The sequence below is a fragment of the Gracilibacillus xinjiangensis genome (assembly GCF_042651765.1).
Classification (GTDB): domain Bacteria; phylum Bacillota; class Bacilli; order Bacillales; family Amphibacillaceae; genus Gracilibacillus; species Gracilibacillus xinjiangensis.
Genome location: NZ_JBHSDT010000001.1, coordinates 45,468 through 66,992 on the forward strand (window position 1 = coordinate 45,468; position 21,525 = coordinate 66,992).

General features: G+C 35.5%; 23 protein-coding genes. 8 read left to right on the forward strand and 15 right to left on the reverse strand.

All coding sequences use genetic code 11. The features are described 5' to 3' along the window. Positions 1-56 precede the first annotated feature (56 nt). Positions 57-917 (reverse strand): LysR family transcriptional regulator, encoded by an 861-nt coding sequence (locus ACFOY7_RS00230; RefSeq protein WP_390248193.1) that lies wholly within the window; start codon positions 915-917, stop codon positions 57-59. A gap of 124 nt (positions 918-1,041) precedes the next feature. On the opposite strand from ACFOY7_RS00230, the gene ACFOY7_RS00235 reads away from it, so the two are divergent. Further along, positions 1,042-1,794 (forward strand): class I SAM-dependent methyltransferase, encoded by a 753-nt coding sequence (locus tag ACFOY7_RS00235; RefSeq protein ID WP_390248195.1) that lies wholly within the window; start codon positions 1,042-1,044, stop codon positions 1,792-1,794. 141 nt (positions 1,795-1,935) lie between these two features. Here ACFOY7_RS00235 and ACFOY7_RS00240 read toward each other — a convergent pair whose 3' ends face one another. From ACFOY7_RS00240 to ACFOY7_RS00275, 8 genes are all read right to left on the reverse strand, one after another. Continuing rightward, positions 1,936-2,601 carry an amino acid ABC transporter permease gene (locus tag ACFOY7_RS00240; protein ID WP_390248197.1) on the reverse strand — a complete coding sequence of 222 codons (666 nt, stop codon included), beginning with the start codon at positions 2,599-2,601 and terminating at the stop codon, positions 1,936-1,938. A gap of 15 nt (positions 2,602-2,616) precedes the next feature. After that, positions 2,617-3,522: a transporter substrate-binding domain-containing protein gene (locus ACFOY7_RS00245; RefSeq protein ID WP_390248199.1), complete on the reverse strand. Its 906-nt coding sequence runs from the start codon at positions 3,520-3,522 to the stop codon at positions 2,617-2,619. Positions 3,523-3,719: 197 nt separating this feature from the next. After that, positions 3,720-4,565 (reverse strand): YihY/virulence factor BrkB family protein, encoded by an 846-nt coding sequence (locus ACFOY7_RS00250; protein ID WP_390248201.1) that lies wholly within the window; start codon positions 4,563-4,565, stop codon positions 3,720-3,722. Continuing rightward, entirely contained in the window at positions 4,562-4,837 is a 276-nt protein-coding gene (locus ACFOY7_RS00255) for a YtxH domain-containing protein (protein ID WP_390248203.1), read from the reverse strand. Before ACFOY7_RS00255 ends, ACFOY7_RS00250 begins: the two co-directional genes overlap by 4 nt. A gap of 19 nt (positions 4,838-4,856) precedes the next feature. Further along, positions 4,857-5,333, reverse strand: coding sequence for a low molecular weight protein-tyrosine-phosphatase (locus ACFOY7_RS00260; protein ID WP_390248205.1), 477 nt, complete (start codon positions 5,331-5,333; stop codon positions 4,857-4,859). Between the two features lie 56 nt (positions 5,334-5,389). Continuing rightward, positions 5,390-7,501: a putative bifunctional diguanylate cyclase/phosphodiesterase gene (locus ACFOY7_RS00265; RefSeq protein ID WP_390248207.1), complete on the reverse strand. Its 2,112-nt coding sequence runs from the start codon at positions 7,499-7,501 to the stop codon at positions 5,390-5,392. Positions 7,502-7,514: 13 nt separating this feature from the next. After that, positions 7,515-7,883, reverse strand: coding sequence for a DnaJ family domain-containing protein (locus tag ACFOY7_RS00270; protein WP_390248209.1), 369 nt, complete (start codon positions 7,881-7,883; stop codon positions 7,515-7,517). Between the two features lie 6 nt (positions 7,884-7,889). Then, entirely contained in the window at positions 7,890-8,537 is a 648-nt protein-coding gene (locus ACFOY7_RS00275) for an MOSC domain-containing protein (RefSeq protein WP_390248211.1), read from the reverse strand. Positions 8,538-8,754: 217 nt separating this feature from the next. Here ACFOY7_RS00275 and mreBH point away from each other — a divergent pair, with 217 nt between their 5' ends. After that, positions 8,755-9,762: a rod-share determining protein MreBH gene (mreBH, locus tag ACFOY7_RS00280; protein WP_390248212.1), complete on the forward strand. Its 1,008-nt coding sequence runs from the start codon at positions 8,755-8,757 to the stop codon at positions 9,760-9,762. A 35-nt stretch (positions 9,763-9,797) separates the two neighbouring features. After that, a complete protein-coding gene (locus ACFOY7_RS00285) occupies positions 9,798-10,028 on the forward strand; it encodes a DUF2164 domain-containing protein (protein WP_390248213.1) in 231 nt (76 codons plus the stop codon). A 58-nt stretch (positions 10,029-10,086) separates the two neighbouring features. Here the strand turns inward: ACFOY7_RS00285 and ACFOY7_RS00290 are convergent, their stop codons facing one another. Both ACFOY7_RS00290 and ACFOY7_RS00295 read right to left on the reverse strand, forming a co-directional pair. Next, positions 10,087-10,791 carry an anti-sigma factor domain-containing protein gene (locus ACFOY7_RS00290; protein ID WP_390248215.1) on the reverse strand — a complete coding sequence of 235 codons (705 nt, stop codon included), beginning with the start codon at positions 10,789-10,791 and terminating at the stop codon, positions 10,087-10,089. A gap of 1 nt (position 10,792) precedes the next feature. Continuing rightward, positions 10,793-11,353 carry an RNA polymerase sigma factor gene (locus ACFOY7_RS00295; RefSeq protein ID WP_390248217.1) on the reverse strand — a complete coding sequence of 187 codons (561 nt, stop codon included), beginning with the start codon at positions 11,351-11,353 and terminating at the stop codon, positions 10,793-10,795. A gap of 137 nt (positions 11,354-11,490) precedes the next feature. Between ACFOY7_RS00295 and ACFOY7_RS00300 the strand changes: the two genes are divergently transcribed. Genes ACFOY7_RS00300 through ACFOY7_RS00310 form a run of 3 tightly spaced genes read left to right on the forward strand, consistent with a single transcriptional unit; the run spans position 11,491 to position 14,637 of the window. After that, positions 11,491-12,654: a COG1470 family protein gene (locus tag ACFOY7_RS00300; RefSeq protein ID WP_390248219.1), complete on the forward strand. Its 1,164-nt coding sequence runs from the start codon at positions 11,491-11,493 to the stop codon at positions 12,652-12,654. Between the two features lie 2 nt (positions 12,655-12,656). Beyond that, positions 12,657-13,622: an ABC transporter ATP-binding protein gene (locus ACFOY7_RS00305; protein ID WP_390248221.1), complete on the forward strand. Its 966-nt coding sequence runs from the start codon at positions 12,657-12,659 to the stop codon at positions 13,620-13,622. Between the two features lie 4 nt (positions 13,623-13,626). Then, positions 13,627-14,637, forward strand: coding sequence for an ABC transporter permease (locus ACFOY7_RS00310; RefSeq protein ID WP_390248706.1), 1,011 nt, complete (start codon positions 13,627-13,629; stop codon positions 14,635-14,637). A gap of 115 nt (positions 14,638-14,752) precedes the next feature. Here the strand turns inward: ACFOY7_RS00310 and ACFOY7_RS00315 are convergent, their stop codons facing one another. Further along, positions 14,753-15,199, reverse strand: a complete 447-nt coding sequence (locus tag ACFOY7_RS00315) for a VOC family protein (protein WP_390248223.1) — start codon at positions 15,197-15,199, stop codon at positions 14,753-14,755. A gap of 112 nt (positions 15,200-15,311) precedes the next feature. On the opposite strand from ACFOY7_RS00315, the gene ACFOY7_RS00320 reads away from it, so the two are divergent. Continuing rightward, positions 15,312-16,193 (forward strand): DMT family transporter, encoded by an 882-nt coding sequence (locus ACFOY7_RS00320; protein WP_390248225.1) that lies wholly within the window; start codon positions 15,312-15,314, stop codon positions 16,191-16,193. 20 nt (positions 16,194-16,213) lie between these two features. On the opposite strand, the gene ACFOY7_RS00325 is transcribed toward ACFOY7_RS00320, so the two are convergent. Next, the gene (locus tag ACFOY7_RS00325; protein WP_390248227.1) at positions 16,214-16,984 is read right to left on the reverse strand and encodes a TIGR01457 family HAD-type hydrolase; all 771 of its coding nucleotides are present in this window, start codon (positions 16,982-16,984) and stop codon (positions 16,214-16,216) included. Between the two features lie 320 nt (positions 16,985-17,304). Between ACFOY7_RS00325 and zwf the strand changes: the two genes are divergently transcribed. Next, positions 17,305-18,786 (forward strand): glucose-6-phosphate dehydrogenase, encoded by a 1,482-nt coding sequence (gene zwf, locus ACFOY7_RS00330; protein WP_390248229.1) that lies wholly within the window; start codon positions 17,305-17,307, stop codon positions 18,784-18,786. Between the two features lie 179 nt (positions 18,787-18,965). On the opposite strand, the gene ACFOY7_RS00335 is transcribed toward zwf, so the two are convergent. Further along, a complete protein-coding gene (locus tag ACFOY7_RS00335) occupies positions 18,966-19,427 on the reverse strand; it encodes a helix-turn-helix transcriptional regulator (protein ID WP_390248231.1) in 462 nt (153 codons plus the stop codon). 537 nt (positions 19,428-19,964) lie between these two features. Then, positions 19,965-21,386: an NADP-dependent phosphogluconate dehydrogenase gene (gndA, locus tag ACFOY7_RS00340; protein WP_390248233.1), complete on the reverse strand. Its 1,422-nt coding sequence runs from the start codon at positions 21,384-21,386 to the stop codon at positions 19,965-19,967. Positions 21,387-21,525 lie beyond the last annotated feature (139 nt).

Sequence of the window (21,525 nt, forward strand, 5' to 3'; positions counted from 1 at the left end):
GTTATATTAAACATTCTCTGTTTACCATCTAAATCCCTTTACTTTTAAATTATTATTTAATCAGGTAAATGTTTTTTCAAAAAACAAATAAATTCTCTTGCCTCTGTTGTCTCTACTTTTGTCACGACATAGGTAAAAGATGAAGGAGGGATTATAATTCCTGTTTCTATTTCCATTAGTTTTCTTTGATTCGTTTCCTCTATTACAATTGATCTGGGCAGATAGGATACACCTAAACCACTTTCGATGAATTTTTTCGTAACTTCCATTTGATTAACCACCATCGTTTGAATCGCAGGGAAAGATCGTTTTACATCAAGTAATAAGCTATCCCAGTATTCCGGATGATTATGTGTGATTAATCTGTAATTTGCTAATGCCTCCGCTTCACTAAGTTGTTTACTTGAAGGTCCAACCAGGATGACAGGTTCTTGATGCAAAACCTCCGAATTCAAGTTTTTTTGTAATGGTTCCATTCTCGTCAAACCAATATCAGCATTTCCCCTTACTATCTCCTCGCCAATTTCAAATGAGCTCTTCACATTGATAAACACCTCAATATCAGGCTTCACTTCCATAAATTTACGTAAAAGATCTGGAAGAAAAGATGATGCGATTTGCGGAGCAGTCGCGAGTATCAATTTTCTTGAATACCCTTGCTTCCATGATTCAAAATTAGCTAATCCCTCCTCATAGCTTACTAATAAGTCTTTTGCATATGGCAAGAATTGCTTTCCTGCTGCTGTTAGCATCACCATTTTTCCCACTCTATCAAATAAATTAGTTTGGAGATGTTCCTCTAATCTCTTCACATGCTTTGTAATAGCTGGTTGTGTTAAAAATAGCTCCTCCGATGTTTTCCTGAAATTCTCATATTTTGCGGCAACCACAAATGTCTTTATCCATTTCATCTCCATAGTTATATGTCTCCTACCTTTATTAATAACGTTTAGTTATTAAAATTTATCATAATATTTAATTTTCATTATAAGTTCTTTCTAATATAATATCACTAACTCATAATAAAAGGGATGTGTAGCTATGACGGAAGATACGTGGAATGCTGATTTATATGATCAACAACATGCATTTGTTTCAAAGTTTGGAAGTGGAGTCATCGAATTATTAGCTCCTAAAAAAACAGAAAAAATTCTTGATATTGGTTGCGGAACTGGAGATCTGGCTAATCAGTTAGCAAAAATGGGTATTAAGGTAATAGGTATTGATCAATCTAAAAATATGATTGACCAAGCTGTTATGAAATACCCTGAGATCGACTTTAGAGTAGAAGATGTTTTGCAAATGGATGTGGGAAATGATTTTGATGCTGTTTTCTCAAATGCTGCACTTCATTGGGTAAAACAACCAGAGTTAGCTTTACGTAATATCTACGCTTCCTTGAAATATGGCGGAAGATTTGTTGCAGAGTTTGGGGGAAGAGGTAATATTCAATTAATTGCAGAGGAACTGATGAAACAGTTCCATATTAACGAAAGTTCTGAACTTTACCCATGGTATTTTCCTAGTATTGCAGAATACAGTACATTAATGGAGAAAGTTGGGTTGCGGGTTATTTTTGCACAACACTTTGATCGTCCCACACCACTTGAAGGACAAGATGGTGTTAGAAAATGGATAAAAATGTTCGCCTCTCACTTTTTCGAACAAACAAATGACGATAGGAAAGAAGAAATCTTAGCTAATATGGAGGCAAGCCTCCAAAAACATATGTATATTGATGGTAAATGGGTGGCAGATTATAAACGAATTCGTGTGATTGGTATAAAGGAATAAGAGAAGCGTGTACGAAACTATCCACATAAGAATCTGACCTGTTATAATGGTGAAAAGTTTACAACATGATTTCAAAGATTATGCTTAATCTTTGAACAAATAAGACAGGAATAAACCAATTTAGGGTTTACTCCTGTCTTTTTATTTTACATATCGACTAAAACGATCCTCCATCTTCTCTTGGAAAAACGCAATTACTATACAAAGCGGCCAGTAAATTAGTGCAACCAGAATGTACATTGTTAATGTATCAAATTCCCTGCCGCCAGCAATTTGTGCTTTTTGAAATAACTCAGGCACTGTGATAACAGCAGCAAGGGATGTTGCTTTAACCAGATCTAAAAATATATTTGTCAATGGAGGCATAGCAATTCTTACCCCTTGAGGCAAAATTACTTTTCGCAAAGTTTGCCAATAACTAAAACCTAATGCTTTAGCTGATTCCCACTGACCACTTGGAACACTATTGATCGAGGAACGAATCACTTCTGCAATATATGCTGCACTATTTAAACCAAATCCCAGTACTGCAGCCATATATGCAGACATCCGAAGCTCTATCATTGGTAAACCATAGTATAAAATGAATAAGAAAACCAATATTGGTGTCCCTCGCATAAATGAGATATAGACCCTGGCCGGGTATCTTAATACCAGGAGTTCAGAGCTTCTTGCCAGTGAGATAAACAGCCCCAGAAACAGCCCAAATGCCATTGCAACAAAAGAAACTGCAATCGTCATTGGTAGACCGCCTAAAATAAATGGTAAGTTTTCAATCGCTAATTTTACATCAAAAAAATCTTGCATCGTGTATCTCACACCTTATAAATCAAGTCCTTCTATCTCCTCAATATCCCCTTCTGGCTTTTGGGAAGCATCTTCATGATAAAATTCCATGGCAAGTTCAGATAATGTACCATCTTCTCGCATTTCAGCAAGCTTTTCATTTATCTTTTCCTGCAAAGTTGTCGCATCTTTTGCCATAACAGCTGCTTGCTCTGTCGGATGGAATTTCAGTTCAGGATGTAACATAATATCAAATTCCGGGAATGCAGCGATACCAAATTTCGATAAGTAGTAATCATTCACGATGACATCTGTATTGCCATTATTCACATCCCTTAAATAAGCTTCATTTGGTGCATTCCCATATGTGACTACTTCCGCACCAAAATGTTCTGCTATTTGACTGTATATTGTTGTCGCTCCGCCGCCAGCTCGTTTCCCTTCAAGGTCCTCCAAGCTGCTGATTCCCGAATAATCAGCCTTTCTAACTACCATCGTTGTATAAGAATATTTATATGGGTCAGTAAAAGAAAACTTCTCTTTTCGTTTATCTGTTACTTCGATATCATTTGCAGCAACATCGATTCTGCCACTTTCAATAGAAGGAAGCATACTGTCAATACCCATTATTTCAAATTTTACTTCTAAGCCTAATCTTTCAGCAACCTCTCTCATTATTTCCACATCATAGCCTGTAAGTTCCTCGGAGCCTTGTTCATATGTAGATGCACCAATTAATGTTCCAGATGTTCCTACAACTAGTTCGCCCTTTTCCTCAATTTGACTCCACTTTTCCCCTGTGTTCTCTGCGGTTTCACTGTTAGTGTTTTCTCCATTTTCTGGATTTTTATCACTATTTGCTGAATTTTCTCCATTTCCAGTACCACAAGCAACTAACAAACTAACAAGAATTAAACTGATTAACATAAATACTTTCTTCAAAATTGTCCACCCCTTTTTTATTTGTTATATATATTCTATCTTTTAAAAGATAACAGTTTATCCCTTAATTTTCAACCTTTTTAAACACTGTAACTATCATTTCAAATATACTGTTATAATCTATTTGAATAATAGGTCAATGATAGATACATAATAAAAAGGACACAAATGATTATTCACTCGTGTCCTTCTATATACTATAGCTTCTCAAGCTTCTTTTTTTCATATAGGGCGTTTATCTCTCCACCAACAATAATAATCATGGCAGAAAGGTATAACCATAACATGAGAATAATTACACCACCCAGACTCCCATAAGTGGCCGAATAATTACCCATTGTTGATACATATAAGGAAAATGCCAATGATGTCAATTGCCAGCATATGGTAGAAAAGATCGCTCCAATATATACATGTTTAAATTTCACACGTTTACTTGGTGCAAGTAAATATAATGCAGATAATACAATAAAAAAGATAACAGATGAAACTACCCATCTTAACATCTCCCATAGTGAGAGAAAGTCATCTGATAATCCGACAAATGAGAAGATAAACTCACCTATTATGCGACCAAATACGGGGAGGGCAAAAGCTATTAATATAACAAATACCATAGCGATTGTTAAGATGATTGAGATCCCGCGTGCAACGATAAATGATCGCTCTTCCTCAATGTTATAAGCATGATTAAATGCTCTCATTAGCGCATTAATTCCATTAGATGCAGACCATAGTGTACCAATAATACCAATAGACAACAGGCCACTATTTCGTTCATTCATAATCTGAGTAATATTCTCATTTAATAATGTAACTATTTCTTGTGGAGCATAGTTTGAGATGAAATTAATTACATTAATGTTGGTATATGGCAGAAAACCAATCAATGTTACGAGAAAGATCATAAAAGGAAATAAAGACAGTAAAAAGAAAAAAGATAATTGTGCAGCAAGGCCGGGAACCTCATCATTATTGATTCTTTTAAAAAGTTGTTTTAGAAATGTGATAAAGGGCTTGTCCAGCCATGTCTGCTTACTCATTTGTTCTCTTTGTTCCCTGTTATCTCTTCTAACTGCTGCATTATGTCCATTGCTTGTGACAAGCCATTTGTTAGTTGACTAGAACATTTCTGGTAAGTGCTATTAATCTGATGGACAAAATCAGCTGGATTTTTAACAAAATAACTGATATTTTCTTTTGACTGTAGACATTTTCTATTAACAAAATTCCGTGTATCCCGATCGAACAGTGTTAATAATCCACCAACTGCTGCTCCTGTTATTATACCTTTTAGTAATAATTTTTTTCCCATTGATTATCCACCCTTCTTTTTACTTACTATCATGTTGCTGTTGTTGAATAAATGAATATAAATGTTCGCATCCTTCTCTTACTAGTTCATAAGTATAATCAAAATTCTTAGTAAAATATGGATCTGGAACATCTTTTTCCTTTGCATCTGCAACGAAATCCATTAGTTTCTTTACAACAACATTCTCTGAATGTTTACCTAGATTGGTTAAATCATTCATATTCTGCTCATCCATTGCAATAATATAATCGAACGTATCTAAATCATTCAAGATGATCTGTCTAGCTTTCTGTCCCTCATAAGAAATGTTCATTTCATTTAACTTTTTCTGTGTTCCACGATGTGGAGGTTTCCCGATGTGCCAATCTCCCATTCCTGCTGAGTCAATATAAAATTGATCTTCCATGCCGTTTTCTTGTACAATTTTTCGAAACACTGCTTCTGCCATAGGAGAGCGACAAATATTTCCTAAGCATACAAATAACACTTTAATCATATACTACCACCTATTCCTTCATGTTAATCCTAATTATTAATATTTTTATGATACCATCAGTTAGGTTTCTTTAATTTTCTTCCTATTTCAATTGGGTCAAGCGGCTTACTATAAAAATATCCCTGATAATAATCGCAAGCTTCTTCACGAATAAATTGCAGTATTTTCTCACCTTCCACACCTTCTGCTACCACTTTTAAACCGAAAGTATGACCTAATTGAATCATTGCTTTAATAATTTCAGCACTGCCTGCCTCATTAAATAAATCTTTTATAAATGATTGGTCTATTTTCAGATAATTGATCGGAAACTTTTGTAAATAACCCATAGAAGAATACCCCGTTCCAAAATCATCAATGGATAAGGAGATACCCATTTTCCTTAATTCCTTCATGGTATGAATACACTCGATTGTATTATGCATGACACTATTTTCAGTTATTTCTATTTCCAAGTAATTAGGATCCATTTTTGTTTCCTTAATAATTTTCTTAACCTTATCAAGGAAATCTGTCTGTTGTAGTTCTATAGCAGACACATTAACCGCAATCATCACTGATTCTGCCCCAGCTTTTTTCCATCTCATAAATTGCTGGCAAGCCTCAAACAATACCCACTCCCCAATTGCATGGATCATTCCTATTTCTTCAGCAATTGGGATAAATGTTGAGGGAGGGATATTACCTTTTTTTCCATGCTCCCATCTTATTAATGCTTCCACACCAACAATATGATTTGATTTAACATCTACTTTTGGCTGGTAAGCTAATCTGAATTCATTGCGCTTGAAAGCTTTTCTAATATCAGATTCTAATAATAATAACTCATTGTAGGTTTGACTCATCTGTTTATTGTATGCATATACTTGATTGCCACCATGTATCTTTCCATAATGAACAGCACTGCTAGCACGATTGATATATTCTTCTGCTTTATTTGCTGGTTCATTGATATAGCTGATACCTATGGTTGCTGTCATATAAAAATCATGATTGGAGATAACGAAAGGTTGTCTTATTTTCTGCAGGACTCGTTCTGATAAACTTTTCACATCATCAACCGATTGTTCAATCACAACGACAAACTCATCACCATCTAATCGATAGAGGTAACTACCCATTGGGAGGGTTTCTTTAATTCTTTCAGCAATTAAATTAATTACTTGATCCCCCGCTAGTTGGCCTAATGTATCATTAATATTTTTTAATCGATCTAAATCACAGTAAATTACTGCTTTCGGCTTATCCATTTGTTTATTATATATAAATAATTCCACATCTTTCATTAATTTATGCCTGTTTGGCAGACCTGTTAAGGTATCATGTGTAACTAAATGTTCAATTTGCTGCTGTGAGTATTCGAATAGGGAAATATCTATCACTGTTCCAACCACTTCTGTAACATACCCTTTGTCAACTAACGGTGATAACATTGTATAAAGGTGAGATCCTTTGTAATAAAATTTAAATACCTTCTCTTCCCCTTGCATTGCTTTTTCTATTTTATCTTTTAGTAACACATATGTATCTTCATCTAATGATTGAATAATCTCCTCAATATCTAGAGACAGATTTAACTTTTTGGCTAATTTTCCTTCCATGACAGTGAGAGCAATATGGCCATTTTCTTTCCTTACCTTAAAGATTAGATTCATGATTTCTTGAAGCATCCTCTTGTACTCTGCTTCTATCATTTGTTCCTCTTGTATATTGTATCCCGTATTATCGCTTATACCGTTTAAAACAATACAAAATAAATCCGGTTTGTTAGAAAACGGATAAATAACTGCATCACACCAAGCTTTCTTTCCATCTGTTTTATTATATTGTACTTTACCTTTCCATTTACCATTTTGAACAACCTTATCAATAATATTGGCAAAAGGCACCTTCGTATGGAAGACTGATGTTATCAAATGATTGCCAAATTCCTTTTCTGTATAAATCATATGATAATTACTGTCGAAAATGATGAAGGAGTTAACTTGTCGGAGCAAACTCATTAAGTTCCTTACATTATTAAATTGTTCATGTATTTCCCTTTGAATCTCTTCTTTATTTCTAATATCTGTTTTTTCATCGATTAATTGATTTAATTGATTTCTTAAATGCTGAGCATCTAATAGCTGATCTATTTTTTCGATTTCCATACCCTTTTCACCTATCATTTTATTTTTCCCCTTAGAATAAGCGATTTAATTTATGTTGGTATTTTTTATACATATGGGATTTTGTTAACTGACGCTTTTCCATCAGCATTTGAAATCTTAGTTGTTTTTCTGATAAACGCTTTTCTAACCGTTCTTTTTCTGAATCATCTTGGCATGCCTTTATCATATCACGTAATGAGACCAATTCCTTTTGTAAGATCACTTCTTCAGGCAAGTAGCCACTATTTTTCATCATTCGATAAGACATCCTTAAATCTTCTGGTAAATGCGATAAATCTTCACACTTTAATGGCTTACCTTTCCCTTGCAACTGGTCAAATTCTCCGTTCTTTATTGCCTGCTTTATTTTCTCTTCTGCTAACTGTGTAAAAATGTCCAAGACTTATCATCCCAACTTTCTTAGTCTTTTATTAAGCGTATTTTTCACATTAGCTGACAATGTATCTAACAATAGATATTCTTCCATTCTTTCTTTGTTCTCTCGGTCATGAAACAGACAGTCAAAAATATCATATGGTGTTACGTTCGTCTGGGATTCCTCTATTTTCTCCAAGGTATCTCGAACAGAAACTTCCCCTTCTTGAAGCACTCTAAAATAGTAACCGCTAAAGCCTGTCTTCGTCACAATTGCCGGAATATCTTTGATCTGGTGATATGCTGCTATTTTGTAACAAGGCTGGCGTGGTTGAGCAACCTGTATAATTGAGCCACCTAGTTTAAAGATATCCCCTATATAAAGTTCTCTCTCGGTCAGGCCCTTTATTGTTATATTCTCACCAAAAGAGGGATAAGTAAAGTTTTGTCCATATAAACCTTCCCAATAAGTGTAATGGTCCTCCGCATACATTAACAGCGCTTTTTCTTCTCCACCATGGTTTTTCAGATCAGCTTGTCCGTCTTCAAAAAAACCTGTCTTCGTCAAATAACAAACCTCTGTAGTTGGTTGTTTGACAAACCCTGTGTGGACTTTTTTCTCACCAAACTGGTGTATCCTGGGCTTGCCTACGTTTAAAGAAATAATTTCGTAACTCACCTTAGTACTCCTTTCTGATCATTATATTTATTATACAGAAAATGAAAGAGATTTTTAATAATATAAAAAATATTAGCATCGTATCTCTCTATATTAATTATCCAAATTACCTTTTTAACAATAAGTTCCAACTAAAGTACGGTCATAATTTCTCATTAAAATATGAACAATTATGAATAAGGTAAAATTTTTTCACAACATATGGAGGTTACAAGAAATGTTCTCGAATACAGAAATTGGAATTGATTTAGGTACTGCTAATATTTTAATATATACAAAATCAAAAGGAATTATTTTAAATGAACCCGCTGTAGTGGCATTAGACACTCGTACAAATGCTGTTGTTGCTGTTGGGAATGAAGCGAAAAATATGATTGGTAAAACACCGAAAAATATTGTGCCAGTCAGACCATTAAAGAATGGAGTTATTGCTGATTTTGATTCAACGACACAAATGTTGACAGCATTCTTGAAAAAAGTCGGCAAAAAGTCAGGCTTGTCAATGCGTAAACCAAGTGTTGTTGTTTGTACCCCAACAGGAAGTACAGCTGTCGAAAGAAGAGCGATTGATAATGCAATAAAGAGCTTTGGTGCAAAAGAAGTTCATTTGATTGAAGAACCGATTGCAGCAGCTATCGGGGCAGATTTACCTGTGTCTGAACCACAAGCTAGTATGATTGTTGATATTGGCGGTGGAACTAGTGAAGTTGGAATTATTTCATTCGGTGGTGTTGTGACAAGCAGATCGGTCCGCGTTGGGGGTGATCACATTGATGAAGAAATCATTCAATATATCAAAAAGAATTACAATGTGTTAATTGGTGAAAGTACTGCGGAAAAAATTAAGATCGAAATTGGATATGCCCTGATAAATCATCCAGAGCAAACTATGGAAGTCCGAGGAAGAGATCTTGTTACAGGTTTACCAAAAGTGATTACAATTCGCTCAACAGAAGTACAATCCGCAATTCGCGAGGTACTTGAAACAATTTTACACGCGATACATGATACACTTGAAAACTGTCCGCCAGAGTTAAGCGGAGATATTGTCGACCAAGGAATAACCATTACTGGCGGTGGCGCTTTATTACATGGCATGCAAGACTGGTTATCTGGAGAAATCCAAGTACCTGTCCATATTGCGCCAAATCCACTGGAATCTGTAGCTATTGGTACTGGCCGTTCTTTAAAGATGATTCAGAAACTGCAAAAAGCTGCGAAATAAATGATATACTCAACTTAAGAAAGGAGTTGAGTTATATGGATCTGCCATTTCAGTTAACGAAAGAAAAGCGGGAGGAATTTATTCATTTGCTCCAAGATTACTTCTTTAATGAGCGCGGCGAGTCTATAGGTAATTTAGAAGCAGGATTTATCCTCGATTTTATTATAAAAGAATTATCACCGACTTTTTATAACATAGGTATCCGCGATGCACATACTTTTTTAAATGATAAATTGGAAGATTTATTTGAGTTGGAAAAACATTAGGTAAGAAAGCCGAGCAAAATATGCTCGGCTCTTTGACATGGGTCGTTATCTCCGTAAATTATTCAAAGTTGACAAAAAAGGTTTCAGGTCCTGTCGGTTGTTGACTGCCACCTAATGGCTCTACACTCGCTTTAAGAAATTTATAGTGAGATAAATCATCTAGTCGATAAAGAACTCTTGTCGATCCGTTTTCCACCATTAATAATTCACCTTTTGCTCGATTATGACGATCAACAATCCATAGTTGATAATCCCTTTTATCCAATCCTGCCAATCCGTATACTTCCAATAATACTTCTTGTGTCTCATTATTTACCCACACTTTACCAGCAAGGTCATCATCGGCAATTGGCACGATATCTTGCTTTTCTACTTCTGGGCTATTGACAAATAGTTCACGATCACTAATCTCATTGTTTTGAAAAATTTCATAATCAGGTTCAGTTGTTGTTGATTGTCTTAATATATTTGGAAGGGACAGGAAAATTACGACGATAATAACAAGACCAGCAATAGCTGTTGGTTTTGGAATAGGATGCTTTCGAATCCTTTCTCTTTTGAGCTGTTTATCTATTCTCTTCTTCAATAAAGGAGATGGTGTCATATTTGAATCAGCTGGCAATGTGTCCTGCCAAAAATTATATAACCTATTACACTGCTCACATTCTTCTATATGTGTTTCAACTGTCTGTTTCCCTTTTTCATCCAGGTTCCCATTCAAATAGTCTATTATGTTATCTTCAAAAATATGTTCATTGTTCATCTTACTTGTCACCCCCACTTGACCCGATCCATTTTAGCAACGATTTTTGTTTGCGAAGGTTTTGTAGTCCGTATCGAATGGATGATTTTACTGAACCAAGAGGACGATCCAATTCAATGGCAATTTCTTTTTGTGTAAACTGATCGAAATACATATGATAAATCGCCTGCTGCTGTTCCCGAGGTAAACAATTCAATGCTCTCTGTAACACTTGCTTCTCCATATTTTCAATAACATATTGATCTGCGGCCGGGCTTGCTTTTGATAGAATATCTTCCATTTTATTCGCTAAAAGTTCTGTCTTTTTTCTCAGCCGGTCTAATGCTCTCGATCTTGTTCTTATAGCTATCCATGCCTTGACACTACCTCTATCAGGGTTATATTGATTCGCTTTTTGATAGATTTCAAGTAGCACATCATGGCAAACATCTTCCGCTTCCACACGGTTTTTTATTATTTTATAGGCAATCTGATAAATATACCGATAATACCTCTCATAAAAAAGATCAAAAGCATGCTTCTGGTTTTCTGCCATTTGTCTAATTAACAAATGATCTTCCAAATTCATCGCCCTCTTTCTTCTTTTATGGATAAGAGCGTCTTCTTTTTATTATTATTGTACAAAAATTTATAAAAAAGACAAATCCAAAATATAAAGTCATTCGTATCACTTGTGAAAAATATATGGGGGAGGAATTTATGATGAAAAAAATGTTGATATCAATTTTTGCATCAGCATTAATTGCAGTCTTATTATTGTTCTCAGGGGGGGTAGTAAATGCTGCTGGTGGACTCACACTCTTCACACCGTATAGCGGGTTATCTGTAACACCTGGGGAAACTCTCACTTATGATGTCACAGTAATGAACAGTAATTCTTCAATTGCAAATGTCAGCTTCCATGTTGAAGGATTACCAGAAAACTGGACATATTCAATCACCGCGGGCGGCAAGGATATAAGCCAATTATCAATCCTTGGAAATGCCGAAGAAAATATTCAATTCGAAGTAACAGTGCCGTTAGAAATTGAGAAAGCTGACTATAATTTCACATTGGCTGCTGATGGCAGTGGTAATCAGTATGCAGAATTACCATTTATTACAACAGTGACAGAGCAAGGGACATTTGAAACAGAGTTAACCTCTGAACAACCGAATATGGAGGGACATGCTGATGCAACTTTCACTTACACAGCTACACTAAAAAATAGAACAGCAGAGCAGCAAACTTACGCTTTAAGCGCCGCTGTACAAGATGGCTGGGGGGTTCGGTTTAAGGCGGATGGTAATAATCTAACATCCGTTACAATAGAGCCTAACGGATCAAAGGATATAACGGTTGATGTCACACCTCCAACTAACATTCAAGCAGACACATACGAGATTCCAGTCAAAGCTGCAACTAGTTCAACTTCTGCAGAAACTACATTAGAAGCAGTAATAACTGGTTCTTATAGCCTTAGTATTAGTACACCTGATGGGAATTTGAGTACAGATATTACCGCAGGGAGAACACGAACCATCGATTTAGTTGTTGAGAATACGGGGACAGCTACATTAAATGATATATCGATTAGTGCAAGCACTCCGCCAAATTGGGAGTCAGAATTTGATGCAAGCTCTATCGCTGTGTTAGAAGCCGGACAATCAAAAACAGTCAAAGCAACATTAACCGCCCCAGAGGAGGCTATTGCAGGTGATTATGTAACAACATTTACTGCAGACAGCGGGGAAACTAGTTCTGATGCCGATTTTCGCCTTTCTGTTGAAACATCAACACTTTGGGGGATTGTAAGTATTCTTATCATTTTAGTAGTTGCTGGTGGTTTATACTTTATTTTCAGAAGATATGGGAGGAGATAACTATGACAGCACCGATCATCGAATTAGATCAATTAACAAAAAAATATGATGATCAATATGCAGTCGATCACCTCTCGTTAACAATTAATAAAGGGGAAATATTTGGATTATTGGGGCCTAATGGTGCTGGAAAATCAACGACTATCCTGATGATGCTTGGGTTAAGTGAGCCTTCTGCTGGTTCTGTTAAAGTATGCGGCATTAATTCCACTTCACAACCATTAGACGTGAAACAACGAGTAGGTTACCTCCCTGATGATCTTGGCTTTTATGATCATATGACAGGGTTCGAAAATTTACTTTATACTGCTAGTCTTAATGGAATAGATAGAAAAACTGCTGAAGAGAGAGCTTTTCATTTACTTGAAAAGGTTGGTCTATTAGACGCTGCCAATAAAAAATCCGGCAAATACTCACGTGGTATGCGTCAACGCTTAGGACTAGCAGATGTTTTAATAAAAAAACCAGAAGTAATTATATTAGATGAACCTACTTTAGGGATTGATCCGGAAGGGGTCAGAGAGTTGTTACAATTAATTAAACATCTCAATAAATCAGAAGGTATCACAGTATTACTTTCTTCACATCATTTACATCAAGTCCAGCAAGTCTGTGACCGTGTTGGGATATTTGTCAAAGGAAAGTTACTAGCTGATGGAAATGTAGAAGAATTAGCGAGAAAGCTATTTTTTGAGGATCTCTTTGTTATTGATGTAAAAGCAGATCTTATAAACCAACCATTAATCGACCACATTAATGAGATAAGTGGCGTTAACAGGGTAGAACAGATAAGTGCCATGGAACTAGCCATTTATGGAGAAAGTGATATAACAGCAGAAGTGGCTAAAACGATAATTCATGCAAATGTCGGTTTACGATACATTCAGAAAAGGATCTATGGCTTGGATGAAATATATCATCGATATTTTGAAGGAGCTGATCATAGTGCAAAAAATACAAGAACTTAGAAGCATATTCTCCAAATGGTTTTATCCAGATAGAAGTGATGACAAGCCCTATCTCCAAGCCTTCCAAGCAATTGTTAGAAAAGAATTCACTGATTACCTGACAAGTTGGCGCATTATCATCTTACTAATATTGATAGTGCTCACATGTGTGGGCTCATTGTATACTGCTATCACCACAATACAAGATGCACTAGATGTCGACGAGGAAGCGAAAGAAATTGCCCGAAGCTCGTTCCTGTTTCTAAAATTATTCACAATCTCTGATGGCACCCTGCCTTCGTTCCTTTCATTTGTCACTTTTTTAGGTCCATTACTTGGGATTGCATTAGGTTTTGATGCAATAAACTCTGAACGAAACAAGGGGACCTTAAGCCGACTAATGGCACAGCCCATACCAAGGGATTACGTTCTGAATGCAAAATTCTCGGCTGCATTAATTTTAAATAGTATATTATTTGTAGCACTTGGTCTGTTTGTAATGGCTTCAGGAATTCTCATACTAGGTATACCTCCAACGTTAGAGGAATTCTTACGGATGATATGTTTCCTGGTTTTATGTATTGCGTATATAGCATTTTGGCTCAATTTAGGTATACTTTTCTCTGTCCGTTTTAAGCAAGCAGCGACGTCTGCTTTAGCTTCTATTGCAATTTGGCTTTTCTTTACATTGTTTTACAGTATGATTGTGGAGCTCTTGTCTAAAACCATCTTAAATCCTGTTAATATTTCCAGTACTGAAGAAGCATTGAGTAAACAAGAAATGGTGTTTAATTTAATGCGTTTATCACCTAATTATTTGTTCACAGAATCAACAACGACTTTATTATCTCCTTCTGTTCGAACATTAGGTCCTTACACCGTGGAACAAACGACCGGGGCTATTGCTGGGCCACTTCCGCTTAGTCAAAGTTTATTACTGATTTGGCCACAGTTGACAGGATTAATTGCCGCAACATTGGTTTGTTTCGCTATTTCTTACATTATCTTTATGCGTCAGGAGATAAGATCAAAATAGGCTGTATGCTCAGATTCTTTATAGTATTTTACCGCCAAACTTTACACTGAAATATAAATCGAGCATTGGTTTGATGCTCGATTTCTTTTACCATTATCGATTTTTACTTTGTTCATTATAATTGAATTACACTAATCATATTTCCATTAATATCAGTAAAATCAAAGCGTTTAGGTTCTCCAGGTTTTAAATCTGATACACTTACATCTTTTTCTATCAATCTCCTTCTTGCCTCTTCCAAATTCTTTACAACATAATTAAATGGAGTATACTGATCTATAGGTTGAAAATTCGGAATTTGTACAAGATGAAATCCGCAATTCGGTGCTATAGAAAGACCACACATCTTTTCATTTTTCCACCGTAAATCAAAACCGAAGATTTCCTGATACCACAACAGCGACTCTTCAAGGTTATTTACTGGGAGGAAAACCGCATCAATTCGTTCAACAAAATTGTTTAACACTTCTTCCCTCATCATAATCATCTCCAACAGCATATTTTTATTTAATATTCGATACCTAACTAACAATTCCTCTTTTTTAAGCTCGATTATATACATGAAACTTCTTTTCCTTATGCAGTTGTACTCTCTGTTACGAAAATAATGTGGTCACTGTTCTTTCTAATCCCCCTGATCCATGTTATCATGCATAACTTAGGGGGGAGAAATTATGAAAGCATATCTTCTATTAATACTTACTGCCATCTTCTATGCAGGGAACTTAATTGTTGGTAAACCAGTTACTGCTGAAATACCACCAATAACACTCTCTTTTTTCAGATACCTTATTGCAGCTTTCGTCATTTTACCATTGGGTTACAGGGAATGGAAAAACAATAAAGCATTGTGGAAAAAAGAATGGAAAGCAATACTCTCTCTATCTGTAACTGGCCTCGTTTTCTTTAATATATTTGTTTATTCGGCCTTAAACTATACTACTTCGATTAATGCAGGAATTGTAGAAGCTTCTACACCAATCTTCACATTATTACTTACCCTCCTGTTATTTGGAGAGAAATTTAATCATAAGCAAATGGTGGGGGTTTTCATCTCTTTATTTGGAGTATTCATTGTAATTACAAAAGGCTCATTAGAAGTAATTATGGGGCTGCAATTTAATAGTGGAGATTTAATTATGTTGCTTGCGATGATTACATGGGCATTATATTCTATTTTAATTAAAAACCACATATGGAAATTCCCAACATATGGTGCATTGCTTGTTATGTCTGTCGTTGCACTAATCATATTTATCCCACTTATGCTGTTAGAGATGAAAGGGATTAAACAAATAGAGTGGTCATGGCCGATCATCGGGGGATTGATCTATCTAGGAATCTTCCCATCATTAATTGCACTTATTGCCTATAATAAAGGTGTCCAGGAAATTGGCCCAAGTCGTGCATCAATTTTTTTAAATTTAGTACCAGTTTTTACGATGACAGGTGCTGTAGTATTTTTACAGGAAGCTGTTACCATCGTACAAATCACCGGAGTACTATTTGTTATAGTTGGGGTTATCGTTACCAATCGAACAAGAGCCACTACATAATGGGTAGTGGCATTAACATTTTACTCCCCAAACTTCCATTCAGCTAAACTGTCTATCGTATAGGTCGGTTGGATTTTAATTGTTTCCAAATCAGCTTTTGTTGTTACGCCTGTATGAACAAGAAGTGAATCAATTCCTGCATTGATACCTGCTAATATATCTGTCGCGTAATTATCCCCGATCATTAATGTTTCTTCTTTCGATGTGCCTAACACTTCCAACGCCTGCTCAACAATAATTGACTCAGGTTTACCAATAAACTTTGGCTGAACTCCTGTTGTGACAGATAAAACCGATATAAGTGAGCCAGCTCCAGGCAGGAATCCTCTTTCTGTTGGTAATGCCACATCACCATTTGTTGCCACAAACTTTGCACCAGCGCGAATATTTAAAGCGCCTTTGGCTAGCTTTTCATAGGTGATGTTACGATCTAAACCCATTACAACTACATCTGCACCTTCTTCAACCTTTTCCAAGCCACTTTCCTCTATCGCCATATGCAGTCCTTCTTCACCGATGGCATAAATCTTTGCATCAGCTTGTTGTTCTTTAATGTAACTTGCTGTTGCCATACTTGTTGTAAATACTTGTTCCGCTGTACTTGGTACACCCATTTTCACCAGTTTATCTGAGACATCACTTGGATGTTTTGTCGAATTATTCGTTAGAAATAAATAGGGCAAACCTCTTTTTTCCAGCTCTTTAACAAATTCTATTGCTTCAATAATTTTTTTTGTGCCTTTATATACTGTTCCATCTAAGTCTATTAAGAAACCACGGTATGCTTTCATCATTTCCTCCTAAGTTTTTTGAAAATTCTATGTATTTTATTTGTCATTTTTATAATAAATGATAGTATATATTTATGACATTTACGTCATTGTGACTTATTATATGTTATCATGTATAATTATTAAAGAAAACATATCTTATTTATGCCACATTATTACTTATCAGAAATTAAATATTGTTTTAGAATAGTATAAGTAAACTAAGGGCGCATAGCTTGTACTTGGTAACAAGGCAGGTTTGTTAATGATTGCATATCGTGACACATATGTTTATCATCTGTTCATTAATAATCAAATGTAGAAAGGTAGTTTTAGTTAATATGACAACAAATAACCCGAAAGCTGTTATTGTTATTTTTGGTGCCACTGGTGACCTTGCAAATCGGAAGTTATATCCTTCCATCTATCGCCTTTATCGAAATGGAAAATTATCTGAAAATTTTGCTGTGATCGGTGTTGCCAGACGGCCACTTACTAACGAAGATTTTCGCAGTAATGTGAAAAAATCAATTAATGGATTAAATGACCCGAACATCGATCCAGATGAATTCGCAAGTCACTTCCACTATAATCCATTCGATATACAAGATTTAGAACATTATGCACAATTAGAAAACTTAATTAATGAATTAGACGAGAAACATCAAACAGATGGCAATCGTTTATTCTACTTCTCGATGGCTCCGAATTTCTTCGGAACATTAGCAGCAAATCTTAAGTCTGAAGGATTAACAAAAACGGAAGGTTGGACACGTTTAGTTATTGAAAAACCGTTTGGACATGATTATGAATCTGCAGAAAAGTTGAATAATCAAATTCGTGAAGCTTTTACTGAAGATCAAATCTACCGTATCGACCATTATTTAGGTAAAGAAATGGTGCAAAATATTGAAGTTATCCGTTTTGCGAATGCTTTATTTGAACCATTATGGAATAATCAGTATATTTCAAACATTCAGATTACATCAAGTGAAATTCTAGGTGTAGAAGAGCGTGGCCGATATTACGATAGTGCTGGCGCCTTAAAAGATATGATGCAAAATCATATGCTGCAAATGCTTGCATTAATCGCAATGGATCCACCAATTAAATTAACACCGGAAGAGATCCGCAGTGAAAAAGTAAAGGTTCTTCGAGCTTTACGTGTATTAAATGAAGATAACTTGGATGATTATCTTGTCCGTGGCCAATATGACCGTGGTATTGTGAATGGAGAAGAATTGCCGGCATACCGTGAAGGTAATGGCGTAGATCCTGAATCAAACACCGACACTTTTGTTGCAGCGAAATTAATGATCGACAATTTCCGCTGGGCTGGTGTTCCATTCTACATCCGCACAGGTAAACGTATGGAGAAAAAATCAACAGAAATTGTTGTTGAATTTAAAGATTTACCAATGAACTTGTATTATGGCAAAGAGCATGAAACTAAATCTAACCTGTTAGTTATTCACGTACAACCACATGAAGGAATTACACTGCATGTGAATGCGAAGAAAGGCGATTATAGTGCTGCATCAACGCCAATTACATTAAGTTATGATAATAATGCCGGAGACAAAATGAATACTCCGGAAGCTTATGAAATCTTATTACATGACTGTATGCGTGGAGATTCCACAAACTTTACGCACTGGGATGAGGTAGCTCTGTCCTGGAAGTTTATTGATATTATCGCAAATGCATGGTCGAAGAAAAAGGCTGATTTCCCGAACTATGAGTCAGGCACAAATGGACCAAAAGAAGCAGATGAACTCTTAGCAAAAGATGGATTTAAATGGTGGGACATCACACCGGAATAAGACATATTTGAAAAAGCAATCAAATTTAATTGATTGCTTTTTCTTTGAATTAAAGTTTATTCTAAAACACCTTGCAAATTTTTAGTTACAGTTATAAAAGTTATTAATATTAAAGATATAACAAAAACACTGCACTACAAGTTGCAATATAGAAATCCATTAGAAACTAGGTATTTAACCTAATCAATTTGCTGCCGGGGAATTATATAGAAGTAAAAGACAAGTCCAATTATTAATGCGGGTACAATGGAAATATAAATATTTTGTCCAAATTCAATAATCACTATTTTAATAATTTCACTAAGCTCTTTACTTAGTATATCTTCATAACGATTTCCTTCTTTTACCCCTCTAATTAATAACGTTAGTGCAAAAATAATAAAGTAACTAATTAAGGTGTATTTAAAGCTTCTTTTTAATCTGCTATCTTCATTTTGTTCTTCAATCATTAGAACTTCCAGCGAAACATCGAGTAAGGCTGATATTTTCATCATATTCTTTTTACTTGGATAGCCATTACCTAATTCCCATTTTGATATTGATTTATCACTAACATCTAATAATTCTGCAAGTTCCTCTTGTGTAATTCCTCTTTGTTCACGATATTCTTTTAATTTTAAACTCAATATACTTTTATTCATTTTTCATCCTCCTTGTGGTTTTATTTGCTTTAATTATTGAATAAACACCACTATTCCTGAAGGAATTTCTTAAAATAGAATTCTATTCCATAAAATAGCCCGTTATGGATAATGCTTAATTTTATTATAACCATAAAAAACCTCTTGGCCAACGCAAAATCCAACGGGGTTAAAAGTGCAACTTTTTTATAGACAATTAATCTTTTTATAAACGTTAACTTTTCTACATGTGGAGGTTTAAGATTTTTCAATGGAGCTTTATTCAGGTATACAAGACTGAGAGGATATGTAAGCAAACAACCAGCTTTTTAATACGAAAAGATTTGGAAACGTAACCGATACAACATAAAATGAGATAACATACCGGAACACAGACGCTCTACTTCATATGATCAACGGTGCAGCTACTCTTGAAACTAGTTAAGTAGAGGATGATAGATCCTGTTTTCAGAAAACAAATAATCCGGACAGATTCAGTTCAGAATCGTCCGGATTACAATATGGACAAACTACTTTTGTCCTAGCCTCTTTATTGTATTAATCTTCTAACCACTCTGTATGGAACACGCCATCTTTATCAACACGTTGATATGTGTGTGCACCAAAGTAATCACGCTGGGCTTGCAGAAGATTAGCTGGTAACGTTTCTGTACGATAGCTATCATAGTAAGCTAACGCACTTGCGAATCCTGGTACTGGAATACCTCGTTCCATTGCAATAGATAATACTTTACGCAATGAATCTTGGTAGCTTTCCACAATACCTTTGAAATAAGGATCTAACAATAAATTTTTAAGTCCTGGTTCACGGTCATAAGCTTCTTTGATTTTTTGCAGGAATTGCGCACGAATGATACATCCGCCACGGAAGATCATTGCAATGTCCCCATAACGCAAGTTCCAATCATTTTCTTCAGAAGCTGCACGCATTTGAGCAAAACCTTGTGCATAGGATACAATTTTACTCATGTAAAGTGCTTTACGGATTGCTTCGATTAATTCGTCTTTATCACCATCAAATGGTTTGTCAGCTGCAGATGGTCCTTGCAATACTTTGCTTGCCGCAACACGCTCTTCTTTCATTGCAGAAATGAAACGTGCAAATACTGACTCTGTAATTACAGGTAATGGTACACCTAAGTCAAGTGAGCTCTGGCTTGTCCATTTTCCTGTACCTTTTTGCCCTGCTGTATCAAGGATAACATCAACCATTGGTTTACCAGTTTCTTTATCTTTTTTCTTAAAGATATCTGTTGTGATTTCGATTAAATAGCTGTCTAATTCACCTTTATTCCATTCACCGAATACTTCATGCAGTTCATCTGCACCTAATCCTAGTACATTTTTCAAAATGAAATACGCTTCACAAATTAATTGCATGTCACCATATTCAATCCCATTGTGAACCATTTTCACATAGTGTCCAGCACCATTTGGTCCAATGTAAGTTACACATGGGTCCCCTTCTACTTTTGCAGAAATCGCTTCGAAGATTGGTGCAACTAATTTATAAGCTTCTTGTTGTCCACCTGGCATAATAGAAGGTCCTTTAAGTGCTCCTTCTTCCCCGCCAGATACACCTGTACCAATAAAGTGGATACCTGATTCATCAAGTTCTGCATTACGGCGCATTGTATCTTTAAAGAATGTGTTTCCACCATCAATTAGGATGTCACCTTTGTCAAGAAGTGGTTTTAATGAAGCGATCGTAGCATCAGTCGCAGGACCTGCCTGTACCATTAGCATGATTTTACGCGGTTTTTCCAGAGAATCCACAAATTCTTCAATGGTCTTTGCACCAACAAAGTTTTTGTCTTTTGCTTCATTATTTAAAAAATCTTCTGTTTTTTGATAAGTTCTATTGTAAACTGCTACTGAATAACCCCTGCTCTCGACATTTAATGCGAGGTTTTTACCCATAACAGCAAGACCTACCACACCGAATTGTTGTTTTGCCATTTCTAATTCGCTCCTTTACTAATTAACTGCATATGTATTATTCCACTCCACTATTTTAGCATGAAATAGAATAATGCGTAAATCTGGTTTAGAAAAAATCATTCCATATATAAAGTTATTATATCCTGCTTACTACTGC